The organism is Hydrococcus rivularis NIES-593 (assembly GCF_001904635.1).
Taxonomy (GTDB): Bacteria; Cyanobacteriota; Cyanobacteriia; order Cyanobacteriales; family Microcystaceae; genus Hydrococcus; species Hydrococcus rivularis.
Genome location: NZ_MRCB01000035.1, coordinates 1 through 14,383, shown reverse-complemented (window position 1 = coordinate 14,383; position 14,383 = coordinate 1). Strand labels below are relative to the sequence as shown.

General features: G+C 46.4%; 13 protein-coding genes. 10 read left to right on the top strand and 3 right to left on the bottom strand.

Features of this window, described 5'->3' with window-relative positions:
* Positions 1-54 precede the first annotated feature (54 nt).
* Positions 55-1,089 (bottom strand): cobalamin biosynthesis protein CobW, encoded by a 1,035-nt coding sequence (cobW, locus tag NIES593_RS20100; RefSeq protein ID WP_073601277.1) that lies wholly within the window; start codon positions 1,087-1,089, stop codon positions 55-57.
* Positions 1,090-1,293: 204 nt separating this feature from the next.
* Here cobW and hemJ point away from each other — a divergent pair, with 204 nt between their 5' ends.
* The 7 genes from hemJ (at position 1,294) to NIES593_RS20065 (ending at position 8,434) form a co-directional block, all read left to right on the top strand.
* On the top strand, positions 1,294-1,860 hold the full coding sequence (gene hemJ, locus NIES593_RS20095) for a protoporphyrinogen oxidase HemJ (protein ID WP_073601276.1): 567 nt from the start codon (positions 1,294-1,296) through the stop codon (positions 1,858-1,860).
* 142 nt (positions 1,861-2,002) lie between these two features.
* Entirely contained in the window at positions 2,003-2,401 is a 399-nt protein-coding gene (locus NIES593_RS20090) for a hypothetical protein (protein ID WP_073601275.1), read from the top strand.
* 180 nt (positions 2,402-2,581) lie between these two features.
* Positions 2,582-3,079 (top strand): DUF427 domain-containing protein, encoded by a 498-nt coding sequence (locus NIES593_RS20085; RefSeq protein WP_073601274.1) that lies wholly within the window; start codon positions 2,582-2,584, stop codon positions 3,077-3,079.
* A 108-nt stretch (positions 3,080-3,187) separates the two neighbouring features.
* A complete protein-coding gene (locus NIES593_RS20080; protein ID WP_245817663.1) occupies positions 3,188-3,475 on the top strand; it encodes a four helix bundle protein in 288 nt (95 codons plus the stop codon).
* A gap of 261 nt (positions 3,476-3,736) precedes the next feature.
* Complete coding sequence (dnaK, locus tag NIES593_RS20075) at positions 3,737-5,662, top strand: molecular chaperone DnaK (protein WP_073601272.1); 1,926 nt, start codon at positions 3,737-3,739, stop codon at positions 5,660-5,662.
* Between the two features lie 154 nt (positions 5,663-5,816).
* A complete protein-coding gene (locus NIES593_RS20070; protein ID WP_073601305.1) occupies positions 5,817-7,355 on the top strand; it encodes an acyl--CoA ligase in 1,539 nt (512 codons plus the stop codon).
* A gap of 83 nt (positions 7,356-7,438) precedes the next feature.
* Complete coding sequence (locus NIES593_RS20065) at positions 7,439-8,434, top strand: 2-dehydropantoate 2-reductase (protein WP_073601271.1); 996 nt, start codon at positions 7,439-7,441, stop codon at positions 8,432-8,434.
* Between the two features lie 93 nt (positions 8,435-8,527).
* Here the strand turns inward: NIES593_RS20065 and NIES593_RS25315 are convergent, their stop codons facing one another.
* Entirely contained in the window at positions 8,528-8,662 is a 135-nt protein-coding gene (locus tag NIES593_RS25315) for a hypothetical protein (protein WP_281250769.1), read from the bottom strand.
* A gap of 124 nt (positions 8,663-8,786) precedes the next feature.
* Here NIES593_RS25315 and cobT point away from each other — a divergent pair, with 124 nt between their 5' ends.
* The 3 genes from cobT (at position 8,787) to NIES593_RS20050 (ending at position 12,385) form a co-directional block, all read left to right on the top strand.
* Positions 8,787-9,881, top strand: a complete 1,095-nt coding sequence (cobT, locus tag NIES593_RS20060) for a nicotinate mononucleotide-dependent phosphoribosyltransferase CobT (RefSeq protein ID WP_073601270.1) — start codon at positions 8,787-8,789, stop codon at positions 9,879-9,881.
* 84 nt (positions 9,882-9,965) lie between these two features.
* Entirely contained in the window at positions 9,966-11,645 is a 1,680-nt protein-coding gene (locus NIES593_RS20055; RefSeq protein WP_073601269.1) for an ABC transporter permease, read from the top strand.
* Between the two features lie 50 nt (positions 11,646-11,695).
* A complete protein-coding gene (locus NIES593_RS20050) occupies positions 11,696-12,385 on the top strand; it encodes a C40 family peptidase (RefSeq protein ID WP_073601268.1) in 690 nt (229 codons plus the stop codon).
* Here the strand turns inward: NIES593_RS20050 and NIES593_RS20045 are convergent.
* Entirely contained in the window at positions 12,376-13,938 is a 1,563-nt protein-coding gene (locus NIES593_RS20045) for a glycosyltransferase family 39 protein (RefSeq protein WP_217651984.1), read from the bottom strand. The two genes, NIES593_RS20050 and NIES593_RS20045, sit on opposite strands and share 10 nt — an antisense overlap.
* Between the last annotated feature and the right edge of the window lie 445 nt (positions 13,939-14,383).

Below are 14,383 nucleotides of genomic sequence, written 5' to 3'. Positions count from 1 at the left end.
TATTTAATTAAAAATTTATTAGGCAAAATAAGTCGATCTTACGATCGCAGAAGATTAACTATAAATAGCTGCTTCGAGTTGCTCTTGTTTGAGAGAACGACCGATAAATACTAATTTAGTCTGGCGGAATTCGTCGCTTTTCCAAGGGCGATCGTAAAAAGAATCAAAGCGATCGCCAACTCCTTGTAATACCATTCGCATGGGTTTATTGGCAACATTGACAAAGCCTTTAATTCGATAAATTTCTTCTGTTTCGACGATAGTTTTTAACTTTTTAATGAGCCAGATTGGCTCGAAAGCGCGATCGCTAATTAATTGAATTGAATTAATCTCATCGTCATGGTCGTGTTCTTCTTCAGAGTCGTGATGGCTGGGACGACTTGCTAAATTATCTTCAACTGCCGCATTAAAACCTAACAAAACATCTGGCTTAATTTTTCCTTCTTGACAAGCAACAACTTTTACCCCCGATCGCAATTCTTTGTGCAACCAAGCTTGTACCTTAGATAAAGTTGGTTCATCGACTAAATCGGTTTTCGTCAGCAAGACGAGATCCGCGCAGGCTAATTGATCTTCAAATAATTCTTCAATCGGGGTTTCGTGTTCCAAGTTAGGATCGGCTTGTCGTTGCGCTTCTAGTGCCTTCAGATCCCCAACTAACCTTCCAGCAGCCACAGCCTGACAATCGACTACCGTTATCACTCCATCGACTGTGGCACCGTTACGAATTTCTTGCCATCGAAACGCCTGTACTAATGGTTTGGGAAGCGCTAAACCAGAGGTTTCAATTAACATACAATCGATGCGATCGCGTCGTTCGAGCAATTGCTGCATCGTCGGGTAGAATTCTTCTTGTACCGTACAGCATAAGCAACCGTTAGTCAGTTCGACGATGTTATCTGTGGGATTGTCTTGTTCGTCGCAAATTTGACAGTCTCGCAATAATTCCCCATCAATTCCCACTTCGCCAAATTCATTGACCAATACAGCAATGCGTCGTCCTTGATTGTTTTGCAGTAAGTGGCGAATGAGAGTGGTTTTGCCAGAACCAAGGAAGCCAGTAATGATAGTAACGGGAATTTTATGCATTGGATAGTTCTATAAATTTATTGTTTTAATCTCACGCAGAGGCTATTTTACTACTTTGTTATTCGTTATTTGTCTTAAAGAGTGACTAGCAAACCAATGACTAAGGGCAAAGGTTATTTAAACTTTTATTTAGGGGCGAGATGCAATTCCCATCGACCCCTTAAACTCACTAAAAGTGGCTAGCAACTTTAGAAAACAAATTTTATGAGTTATTACTGGTTCAAAGCGTTTCACCTGATTGGCGTTGTCGTTTGGTTTGCGGGGTTATTCTATCTAGTGCGTTTGTTCGTCTATCACGCAGAAGCATCGGAGATGTCAGAACCTGCCCGCACCATTCTTAAAAATCAGTATCAAATCATGGAGAAGCGCCTTTACAATATTATTACCACGCCTGGTATGTTGGTAACGGTAGCAATGGCGATCGGGCTTATTTGGACAGAGCCAGAAGTTTTAAAATCGGGTTGGCTACATATTAAGCTGGCTTTTGTCGGGCTTCTACTCGTTTATCATCACTACTGCAAGCGGATTATGAAGCAGCTAGAAAAGGATGAATGCAGGTGGACGGGGCAACAGTTTCGCGCCCTCAATGAAGCCCCTACCGTTTTGTTAGTAATTATTGTCCTACTTGCTGTCTTCAAAAACAACCTTCCTTTGGATGCTACTACCTGGCTGATAGTTGCGCTAGTAATAGCAATGGCAGCCTCGATTCAGCTTTATGCCAAAAAACGCAGACAAGACAAAGAAAGATTGATGCAAGTCACCCAAGAATAGAGAATACAGGAGTAGGGGCAGTTCGGGAACTGCCCCTACTGAACGGAGGTTAAAAATCATTTCATGGCTGCGTCACTGCATTTGATTTAGGAAATGAAAGAATTAACCTAGATGGTAGGAAGTGCTGTTAAAAGAAAAACTCATGACACAGCCATACGAGAATTCATTAGAAAAATCTAAAGATATTCGCCAGAAAGTTACCTCAAAAATTTGGGCTTTTGCCACGGGAATGTTAGCAATTTGCATTCCTCTTTCAGCCGCTACTGATAGCGGACCTATTATTCCCATTGCAGTAGTTGCTGGGGCTGCTGTAGGCACAGCTTCAGTTTGGAAATCCTCTGACAAAAAATCCGCCAATAGCCTTGAAGTCTCTAACAAAATCAAAGAGTTAGAAGGACGGATTGCTGACTTAGAAACAATTATTACAGCCGGAGAGATTGATTGGCAGCAACGAATTCAACCTACAGCTAAGAGTGATTTTCCCGTTCAGAAGATACTGGAAGAACGCAAATCTCAAGTATTGCCCGAATCCTCTCACTAATATATTTTTCTGTCACGATCGCGATCGGGAAAATAATTAAGATCGAATCTGTTTAATTAGTTATCGTTAGCTTGGCAAGGTAAAACGCCAAAAAATTGCTACAATCCTTAACTTATGCAGTTTTTCCCTTTGAATGAGCTGCACTGATAACTCATTACTATTTACTGCTAAGTGAGTATTATGTTTCGACCCAAACGAATCGAACCAAAACCCGGTCAAGAATCGGTCTGGGACTATCCTCGTCCGCCACGTCTCGAACCTTCCTCAAAACGAATTCAAGTCGTCTTCAACGGTGTAACGATCGCCGATAGTCAGCGTAGCCAACGAGTACTCGAAACCAGTCATCCTCCCGTTTACTACATCCCGCCCAAAGATATCAAAATGGAATATCTGGTGGCGACTAACCAACAGTCTTTTTGCGAGTGGAAGGGAGTGGCTAGGTATTACACCATCGTTGTTGGTGACAAACAGGCAGTTGATGTTGCTTGGTATTATCCCGATCCTACGCCCGCTTTTGCGTCTCTGAAAGACTATGTTGCCTTCTATCCCAGTCGCATGGATGCTTGTTACGTTGATGGAGAGCAAGTAACACCACAACCAGGAGATTTTTATGGCGGTTGGATTACAAGCGATATTGTAGGACCTTTTAAAGGTAGCGCTGGCAGTTGGAGATGGTAATTAGAAGGGATGAGGTCGGAGGGCGGAGGACGGAGGAGGAAAGTTGAGACAAGATTCGAGGAAAAGGACAAAACAGTTGCTTTACGAATTATTAAGCTTTATTTGGCTTTGCCCCAATCAACTGAAGCGCAAGTGATTGGAAAGCAATTACTGTGTTCTGGAACTTCTGTAGGAGCACATTGTCGAGAAGCCTACCGAAATCGTTCTGATGCAGATTACATTAGCAAAATTGAAGTAGGACTACAAGAACTGGAAGAAACCGTCTATTGGTTAGAGCTTTTGATTGAATCTAGGATGGTTTCAGCAGAAAAATTGAATTCTCTTATACGCGAAGCTCAGGAACTTACTGCAATTTTAGTCACTTGCGTCAAAAACACCAGACACAAATCAGAATAATCTTTACTCCTTACAATATTTATCTTTATTTTCTTTTATCCTTTTTCCTCTGTCCTTATTCCTCCTTCCTTACCAACACCCGTCCAAAAAGGTTCGGAAAACTACACTACCGTAAATATACTGGCTCCGGCACCATAGAAATTGAATGAATAATGAGCAACTGAACTAAAGTGACTGCGCCATAAATTGATATAGAAATCGGTCTGCATATAGTTCAGCCTCTAGTAGTCCTTATAGTAGTAATACCGGAGCAGCACTCTCATGGGAAAAGTTGTTGGAATTGACTTAGGAACAACAAACTCTTGTATCGCAGTAATGGAAGGGGGAAAACCAACCGTCATCGCCAACGCCGAAGGATTTCGGACAACGCCTTCTGTGGTTGCTTATGCCAAAAATGGCGATCGCTTGGTGGGGCAAATTGCTAAGCGTCAGGCGGTGATGAACCCGCAAAATACTTTTTACTCCGTCAAGCGCTTCATCGGACGGAAATATGACGAGATCACCAATGAAGCTACAGAAGTTTCTTACAAAGTCTTGAGAGATAGTACTGGTAACGTTAAGCTAGACTGTCCGGCTCTAGGCAAACAATTTGCCCCCGAAGAAATTTCTGCCCAAGTGCTGCGAAAGTTGGTAGAAGATGCCAGCAAATATCTCGGCGAACCCGTCACTCAGGCAGTCATTACCGTACCTGCGTATTTTAACGACTCCCAGCGTCAAGCAACTAAAGATGCTGGAAAAATCGCCGGTTTGGAAGTGTTGCGGATTATTAACGAGCCAACGGCAGCATCGCTTGCCTACGGTTTAGACAAAAAGAGCAACGAAACGATCATTGTTTTTGACTTGGGCGGCGGTACGTTCGACGTTTCGATTCTGGAAGTGGGCGACGGCGTTTTTGAAGTACTAGCAACTTCTGGCGACACCCACTTGGGTGGCGACGACTTCGACAAGAAGATCGTTGATTATTTAGCAGGAGAGTTTAAGAAAGTTGAAGGCATCGACCTGCGTCAAGACAAGCAAGCGTTACAGCGCTTGACCGAAGCGGCAGAAAAAGCAAAAATCGAACTTTCTAGCGTTACTCAGACGGAAATCAACCTGCCCTTTATCACAGCAACCCAAGAAGGTCCCAAGCACTTAGATATGACTCTAACTAGGGCGAAATTTGAAGAACTGTGCGCCGATCTCATCGATCGCTGTCGCATTCCCGTAGAAAATGCGCTGCGCGACGCCAAAATCGGTAGAGATGCGATCGACGAAGTCGTCCTGGTAGGAGGTTCTACCCGCATCCCTGCCGTTCAAGAATTGGTTAAAAAACTTCTGGGCAAAGATCCTAACCAGGGCGTTAACCCAGACGAAGTCGTTGCCGTTGGTGCGGCGATTCAAGGTGGCGTTCTCAAGGGAGAAGTTAAAGATATCCTGCTGTTAGACGTGACTCCTCTGTCTCTCGGCGTGGAAACTTTGGGCGGCGTAATGACTCCGATTATTCCCCGCAATACAACCATTCCCACCAAGAAGTCGGAGGTCTTCTCAACTGCCGTTGACGGTCAAACCAACGTAGAAATCCACGTTCTCCAGGGTGAGCGCCAAATGGCAAAAGATAACAAGAGTCTGGGAACCTTCCGCCTCGACGGAATTCCTCCTGCTCCTCGCGGCGTGCCCCAAATCGAAGTGACCTTTGATATCGACGCTAACGGGATCCTCAACGTTACTGCTAAGGATAAAGGCACGGGCAAGGAACAGTCTATCAGTATTACGGGTGCTTCTACCCTGCCTAGCGATGAAGTCGATCGCATGGTTAAGGAAGCCGAAGCGAATGCGGCAGCCGACAGAGAGCGTCGCGAGAGAATCGATCGCAAGAACCAAGCCGACTCCTTAGTCTACCAAGCCGATAAGCAACTTAAAGAACTCGGCGACAAAGTTGCTGCTGCCGATAAGAGTAAGGCTGAAGGACTGATCGCAGAACTTAAAGAGGCGATCGCTCAGGACAATGACGATAAGATCAAGACTCTAATGCCTGAGTTGCAACAAACCCTCTATAGCATTGGTACTAGCGTTTATCAGCAAGCTGGTGGCGGTGCAACGGGCGGCGGCTACAGCACCGATGGTAGCGGCAGCTCTGCTGGTACGGGGTCGGGTTCTTCGACTGGCGGCGATGATGTCATCGATGCTGAATTCTCAGAAACTAAGTAACCAACTCAGAGATACTCCGCCGTGCAACGACGGAGCCTCCTGTGACTTCCTAAATACTTCTAAGCAAGATTCACGAGCGCTATATCCTAGCGCTCATTTTTTATCCAAAATTTAATGTGATACCAAGTTTATGAACTCCGAAAACAAAGGACAAATGACAAAGAACAAAGGTACAGTACTAGATTTATTAGCTGGAGAAGATCACCGTCCAGCCCTTGTTGCTCCCGATAAACCGACCTTAACTTACAAGCAACTGCGACAGAACGTTATCGAACTCGCTGCCAAGCTGAACGGTTTTGGGATCGGACGAGGCGATTCCCTACGGGAGCGCTTTGCGGATCGTATTTCCATCGCTATTCCTAACAGTCCCGAAATGGTAATTACCTTTTTAGCATCAGTAACCTGTGCGACAGCAGCTCCCCTCAACCCCAAGTACAAGCAAGAAGAATTCTCATTCTACTTTGAAGACACCAATGCAGCGGCTTTAATCGTTCTAGACGAAGGCATCGAAGCAGCCCTAGCAGCTGCAACGCCCAATATGACACTCCTCCGGGCAACTTCCAATGCCGATGGGACGCTAACGTTTGAGAAAATCGGAGGAGCAGATCGCCCTCCCCGTCCCCAAGAACTTGCAGAAACGGACGATATTGCCATGATTCTCCACACGAGCGGTACGACTAGCCGTCCCAAACGCGTGCCGATTCGCCATCGCAATCTTACGGCTTCTGTTGGAAATATTATCGAGGCATACCAATTGTCGCCAGTCGATACAACCCTCTGCTTGATGCCCCTGTTCCACATCCACGGACTGGTAGGAGCGATGCTATCTACCTTTGCATCGGGAGGAACGCTAGTTTGTCCCAACGGGTTCAACGCTCTAGAATTCTGGAAGCTGGTAGCCGCCTACAAACCGACTTGGTATTCGGCTGCACCGACGATGCATCAAGCAATCCTGGCTCGCGCATCCCGCAACCAAGAAATCGTTGAATCCCATTCCTTCCGCTTCATTCGCTCTAGTAGCGCCCCTCTGCCGCCAGTCATCATCGAACAAATGGAAGCAGCCATGAATTCTCCGGTGCTGGAATCCTATAGCATGACGGAAGCGGCCCACTTAATGACGACCAATCCCCTGCCGCCCAAGGTACGGAAACCGGGAACGGTTGGCTACGGCTTCGGCGTAGACGTTGGCATTATGGACGAAGCTGGAAACTTGCTCGAAAAAGGACACTTAGGCGAAGTTGTCGTCAAAGGTGCTAACGTAGTCGATGGATATGAAAATAACCCCCAAGCCAATGCAAAAGCATTTACGAATGGTTGGTTCCGCACTGGCGACCAAGGGATGCTCGATGAAGATGGCTACCTGCGCCTGACGGGACGATTGAAGGAACTCATTAATCGAGGCGGCGAGAAGATTTCTCCGCTGGAGGTGGACGATGTATTGTTGCGCCATCGGGCCGTTGCCGAAGCGATCGCGTTTGCCGTTCCCCATAAAATGTTAGGTGAAGATATCCATGCTGCCCTGGTTCTAAAAGATAAATCCGTAAGCGAGCAAGAATTAAGAGCGCATTGCTCGGCGCTATTGGCAGAATTTAAAGTACCGCGTCAGTTTCATATCCTAGACGAACTGCCCAGAGGCGCAACGGGTAAATTGCAGCGATTAAACATGGCAAAACTGTTAAACTTGATAGACTAAGCGAATCGCTAGTTATTAGTTATTGGTTGTTGATTTTTGGTAACTGTTAAACTTCAATCCAAAATCTAAAATCCTTTCATCCAATGAAGGTTTGTATTGTCGGTGCGGGTGCGATCGGCGGCTATATGGGGGTAAAATTAGCTCAGGCAGGCGCTCAAGTAACGTTAATCGCTAGAGGCGCACATCTGCAAGCGATTCAGGAAAAAGGTCTGTGCTTGAGGTTGGCAGACGGCAGGGAAGATTGGGTACAAGATGTCGTTGCCACCCAGGACATAAAGGTGGCAGGCGTGCAGGATGTAGTCATCGTGGCACTGAAAGCCCAAAGCGTTCCCTCTGTGGCTCCCTCGCTACCTGCTTTGTACAAAGAGGAAACGATGGTCGTGACGGCTCAAAACGGCATTCCTTGGTGGTACTTCCGCAAGTTAGATAGTCCCTACGCCGACTACCGCATTCAAGCCGTCGATCGCGATGGCATCGTGGAAGCCAATATTCCCGTCGATCGCGTTATCGGTTGCGTCGTGTATCCGGCGGCAGAAATCGTTGCTCCCGGTATCATACGGCACATCGAGGGCGATCGCTTTTCCTTGGGCGAACTAGATGGCGCTAAAACCGAGCGCATTCAAAAACTCTCACAACTTTTTAATCGTGCCGGACTAACATCTCGCGTTCGCAACCAAATCCGCAACGAACTGTGGGTGAAATTGTGGGGAAATTTGGCGTTTAATCCTATCAGCGCTCTCACTCGCGCCACATTGGCGCAAATTTGCCAGTATCCTCTCACTCGCGAACTGGCACGAAATATGATGTTAGAAGCGCAAGCGATCGCGGAAAAACTGGGCGTAGACTTCGGTATTTCACTAGAAAAGCGCATCGCGGGAGCCGAACGAGTGGGAGCGCACAAAACCTCGATGTTGCAGGATATTGAAGCACATCGTCCCACAGAAGTAGACGCGATCGTCGGAGCCGTCGCCGAACTGGGGCGACTCACCCAAACGCCTACCCCATACATCGATGCTATCTACGCTAGCGTCAAATTGTTGGAGAAGACGTTGAGAGGCGAAAGCGATCGCTCGCATTAGTTTTGACTAATGTCATTGTACGGTACGTTATCTGCGATCGCGATCGCGCTACTTACAGCAATTTTCAATTGGGTAGACTACAGGGTATGCTCCCTAAATCCACGGCACTCTATGTGCGGAACCTGCGTCCGCACATAGAGTGCCTCCCCAATATTGGGGGACTTTGACGCTTGTTCCCCCTTCCTTGGGGGCTAGGGGCAAAAACCGCTGTAGGTTTGATGGAGGCATTGGGTATTTTGCTCGTTTGAATATAATACAAAAGTACTAAATATTGGGCAAGCGAGATCGCTACAAAAATCCGCCGTTAGCCAAAGTATGAAAATACTAATAGGCGATCTAGCAAAATAGTTGAATGATTCAAATTTATACAGAAATAGAACGCGGACAGAAATGGGTAGAGAAATATCAGAAATGTCGTCCAGTCTTTGCTTGCGTGTTGGGATTTACGGAAACGGGACTGATATCGGGGATTTCTGCGGCAGGAGCAACGCCAAACGATCGCAAATATACTGCGATCGCAGATGCAGAATTTTTAATTAACGGTTCTCAATTTCCTCCCAAATATCCTTTACCGTCTCTAACGGTTGGCGCGTCTCCTGTCTTCATTTCTCGTGCTGTCGTAGAAACCCTGAATATTCCCGTTTATTTATTTAATGCTGGTTTACCCTATCCACCAGCCGTTCCCTTTATCGATCTAGGCGGAATTCCTGCCAACTGCCTCACTTCCGGCAAAGCATTACCATTGGAAACTGTCCGACATTTGTTTGCTCAAGGGATGAAATGGGGAGAGAAACTAGCAACAGAGGCACCTGACAGTTATCTCATTCTCGGCGAATGCGTGGTAGGAGGAACGACAACGGCTTTAGCGATTTTAACGGGATTGGGAATCGAAGCAGCAGGTAAAGTCAATAGCAGTCATCCCCAGTGCAACCACGCTCAAAAATGGTCGGTTGTGCGAGAAGGATTGGAGAAAGCAAGATGCTCTAGTAGGATCGATCCTTTTACTTTAGTTGCTGCTATCGGCGATCCCATGCAAATTGCGATCGCAGGAATGGCGATCGCAGCTAGTCGTCAAGTAGGAGTCATGCTAGCGGGAGGAACGCAAATGCTGGCGGTTTATGCCCTAATGCAGGCAATTATCCAACATTTAGACAAACCTGCTAATCTCGAACAAATCGTCGTCGGGACGACTCGCTGGGTGGCAGAAGATCCCACGGGAGATACAGTGGGTTTGGCAGTTGCGATCGCTAATGTTCCTCTCCTAGCGACTCAATTGAGCTTTGCCAATTCTTCCTATCCGCAGTTACAGGCATACGAACGCGGCTATGTTAAAGAAGGAGTCGGTGCGGGAGGATGCGCGATCGCGGCTTATCTTTACCAAAATTGGATAAACGAACGGTTAGTCGGCGCGATCGAAGCTCTCATAGAAAGTTATTACAAAAAATAAAAATAAGATATCTAATTTTATGAGTTGTTTGTAAGTCCTAAACTAAATAGGTACTAGGTTTGCTCATCGCCCGCTCGTAGACAAATGACAGAAACTAACTCAGCCAAATTGAAAGACCGCCGACTTTTCAACCGCCTATACTTTAATGGCTGGACGGTATTGGTAATCGCGATCGCAGCTCTCATTGCTACGCCCGTTCTCTTCGTGCTGGGCAGCGTTTTTTATCCCTCCGGGCAAATCTGGCAGCAGTTAGCCTCTACGGTTTTAGGCGACTACATCCTCAACTCGCTTTGGCTGATGATTGGCGTTGGCATCGGGGTTGTGGTCATCGGCGTAGGGACGGCGTGGTTAGTTACTATGTGCCGCTTTTGGGGAAGTCGGCTGTTTGAATGGGCATTACTATTGCCTCTGGCAGCTCCAGCCTATCTGCTCGCCTATACTTATACCGATATGCTGGAATTTTACGGTCCCGTGCAGACATGGCTGAGAAGGCTTTTTGGTTGGAGTAGTGCGGGGGATTATTGGTTCCCTAGCATTCGTACCCTGTGGGGTGCGATCGCCATGTTCATCCTAGTATTGTATCCCTACGTCTATTTACTGGCGCGGGTTGCCTTTCTGGAGCAGTCGATTTGTACCTTAGAAGCCAGTCGCTCTCTCGGTTGCAATCCCTGGAGTAGTTTTTTCACTATTGCATTGCCTTTAGCTCGACCCGCAATTGTCGCAGGGCTAGCACTGGCAGAGATGGAAACCCTCAACGACTTTGGAACCGTCCAGTATTTTGGCGTGAATACCTTTACCACGGGCATTTACAGCACCTGGTTTGGCATGGGAGAACGGATAGCGGCAGCTCAGTTGGCAGCTTGTTTGATGCTCTTTATTCTCGCGTTAATCCTGCTAGAAAAATGGTCGCGCCGTCAAGCCCGTTATTACCAAACTATTAGCCATCAACATCGATTGCCCAAGTATCAACTGGGTTTAGGGCGAGGATTCTTAGCTTGGGTAGCTTGTTTTCTTCCCTGCGCATTAGGCTTTCTCATTCCCGGAATCTACTTACTACATATGACTGTCAGCAATGCCGAGGAAACTCTCAACGATAGTTTTTTTGAGCTTGCTACCCACAGTTTTATTTTGGCAATTCTCAGTGCTGCTATAGGAATGGTGTTTTCTCTGTTAATGGCTTACGGAGAGCGTTTGCAACCCAATTTGGGAATGCGTTTGGCGATCCGAATTGCCTCGATGGGATACGCCATACCAGGTTCCGTGATTGCCGTTGGCGTACTCATTCCTATGGGACACTTTGATAATGCTCTCGATAGCTGGATGCGTTCTCTGTTTGGGATCTCTACGGGTTTACTGTTGAGCGGAACCATCGTTGCTCTGATATATGCTTATCTGGTGCGTTTTTTAGCGGTTGCCTTGGGCGCAGTCGAGGCTAGCCTCAATAAAATTAAGCCATCTTTAGACGATGCCGCTCGCAGTCTGGGTTACGATGCCACTAGCACGCTAGTTAAAATTCACGTTCCCTTGATGTCGGGAGGAATGTTAACGGCGGCGATATTGGTATTTGTGGACGTGATGAAGGAATTATCCGCGACTTTGGTGATTCGTCCGTTTAACTTCGATACCTTAGCAGTGCGCGTTTACCAGTATGCCTCCGACGAAAGACTGGTGGAAGCTTCTGCGCCTGCGTTGGCAATCGTTTTAGTGGGGATTATTCCCGTAATTTTCTTGAGTTGGAGAATTGCTAAATTGCGATCGCCCTAACTTTTTCGGTCAATGAGAAAATAAAATCTGCATCGACAATTCAAAATCAGATGACTTCCCTCGAACAATTACTTCAATCGCCTACCGGAGAATATTGCTGTCGGAGCGATCTCGATCTTTACGATTCTTCTAATTGCGATCGCTTAGCTACCCAAGCGGCTGCGGGAAGACATTTAAAGATATTATCCAATTGCTCTGCTAATGGCGCTATAAAAGTCCGCTTGTGCGAGGACGGTTATGTGGCTTGGTTGCCTGTAGATAAATTGACTGAAATGGAACCTGCTAAGACAGTTTATGTTGCGATCGCGCGTTCCCGATCTTATATTGAATCCCGTCTCCGAGAGATTATCGCCTTTACCAAAGCTGCAATGGAAGTGCCTAACTATTATCTTTGGGGAGGAACGCTAGCGCCCAACTATGATTGTTCGGGACTGATGCAAGCAGCTTTTGCCGCTTCGGGGATTTGGTTGCCACGAGATTCCTACCAACAAGAAGCCTTTACGAAAAGAATTGCCTTAGAGGAACTTCTGGCGGGAGATTTAATTTTCTTCGGCATCCAAAAAGTCGATCACGTCGCCCTTTATCTGGGAGATGGATATTACATTCACAGTTCGGGCAAAGAAATAGGACGCAATGGCATTGCGATCGATCGCCTTTCAGGAGAAGGAGACGAAGTCAGTCGATCTTATTCTCAAAAATTGTGGAGTTTTGGCAGAGTCATGTCTAGCTATCAGCCTTGAAAACAGAATCGCACAGTACTTGCAATCGCCACAATTAATATTAATCCCCAGACGATAAAGATAAAATTTCGACCTCTAGTAAAATTAAAAGGAAGGAGCGATAGTTTATTGCTCAAATTTGAGTTGAGCTTGCTAGGGCACTCTGGGGAGAAAGAGCGATCGATTAAGCAACCTATGTTGGTTATGCGCTCTCCCCAGCGAAATTCCAGAAAACTTTGAGGGTTAGCAAAATAAATCTGATTTCCTTCGGCAACGGGTCGCAGAACAACTGAAGTCATCTGCATCATAATCGCGAGTACTAAAAGACTTTGTATCAGCCAACGGCTCAACCCTTTGACCGATAGAAGACGCTCTATCAAAAGCGCTATCAAAGGAATCAGCAACAGATGAACCGAGGTGACGTGATACCTGGCTCCCCAAGCAGCATCTCCATGCCAAAAATCAAGTTTGCTGGTCAAAGCTATATGTAAGGCAAGATTGAAAATTCCGCACAGCAAATACCACTGCATGTAAGGCGAGAGTTTTTTCCACAAGAACGCGCCCAGCAGCAAGCAAGGTAACAATAAGGGGTCGTAGATAAAAATACTTTTAGCAGGCGAGAATAATACCCCCCAAATCCCGAACTGGGGGGGATTAATAAAAGGATAATCAGCAGGCAGTGGCGGCAAACCCGCAAAAATTGGATCGGTTTTCACTTGCTTTGCCCACAAATTCTGTCCCGTAGTCCAAAAACTGCCAAAGCGAAGGTAATCGATAACTCGTCCGAGCATACTCAAAGGAAGCAAACCGATTATCCACAATCCCGCCGCTTGCATACTCTTGAGTTTTTCTCGGTTTTGATAGACGAGACAGCCGACTAAAAACAGAAATACGGTCAAAACATGAATGATACTGCTAGAGCGAATCAAAATGACGGCACCCAGCGCCAAGCCACTCAGAAAAGCAAAATGAAGCTTGCCGTGTCGAACGCAGGCGAGAGCAGCAGCATAACCAATAGTGACGAATAGTAAGATTTGATTGTTCTGTTGAGGGTTTTGGACATAGGTTAAGACGGTAGTGCTCAACAGCCAGGTTAGACTTGCCAAACCAGCGATTCTCTCATTAAAGTCAAACAGTCTCAGCAGCCAAAAACAAGTCAAGACCGCTGCCAAATTGAGCGGGATAAAAATCAGAAAACTAACGACCAAGCGGCGCAAAAAGTTTTCATCTTGTTGAGACAAGAGGCGATGGAGTTGACTACCCAACCAATCGCCAGGAAGCATTAATAAAGATTGCCCCGCATCATAGGTCGTATAACGCTTGCCCCCCACGCCTGAGACTCCAGGGCTGTCTAATCGAGACTTGGGTTTATTATCCGGTGTCAGTGTAACTTCTTCTCTCCCCGTCCGCCAAGCATGAGCCATTTCCAGTCTGATTAATGTATCTCCATAAATCGTTCCTGGGCTGACTGCTATTATCCATAGCAAAGCAATTAGAGATATTTTGATAACAGTTTTCATATCAGCTTGTTTTAAGGGGCGATCGCGACTTTCTCGACTCGCTAGCTGCAACACTAACCGATTTTTTCTCGTTTTTCCTAATTCTTACCTCAATTTTTTGTCTCCTCGAGCTAAGAGGACATCCCAAAAGTCCATTTTGTCATTCCAGTGCAGTAAAACGTCACGAAGAATCTCTGTTTGGATTTGGTATACTCAGATATTCCGCTTCGCTATCGCTACGCTCAACATGACAAAGTGCTTTTCAGGCTCCGCCGCTCACTTGGCGGAGTACCTTGCACCTTCTATACTTCTGGGACAACCTGTAAAGAACCCATCACTTTTTGAAAAAATTATCATTCGGACTTTAAGAATAAAATGGTTACTTACTACAGTCAAGCCGCAGGAGCAGCAATTCATAATGGGTAAAATTCATAATTAGGGAGAGCATGACGCGATCGAACCCGGTGTAAGTAAGTCGGCGGGGAAATTTATCAGTATGTAACAAAAGCTTAACCAGAGT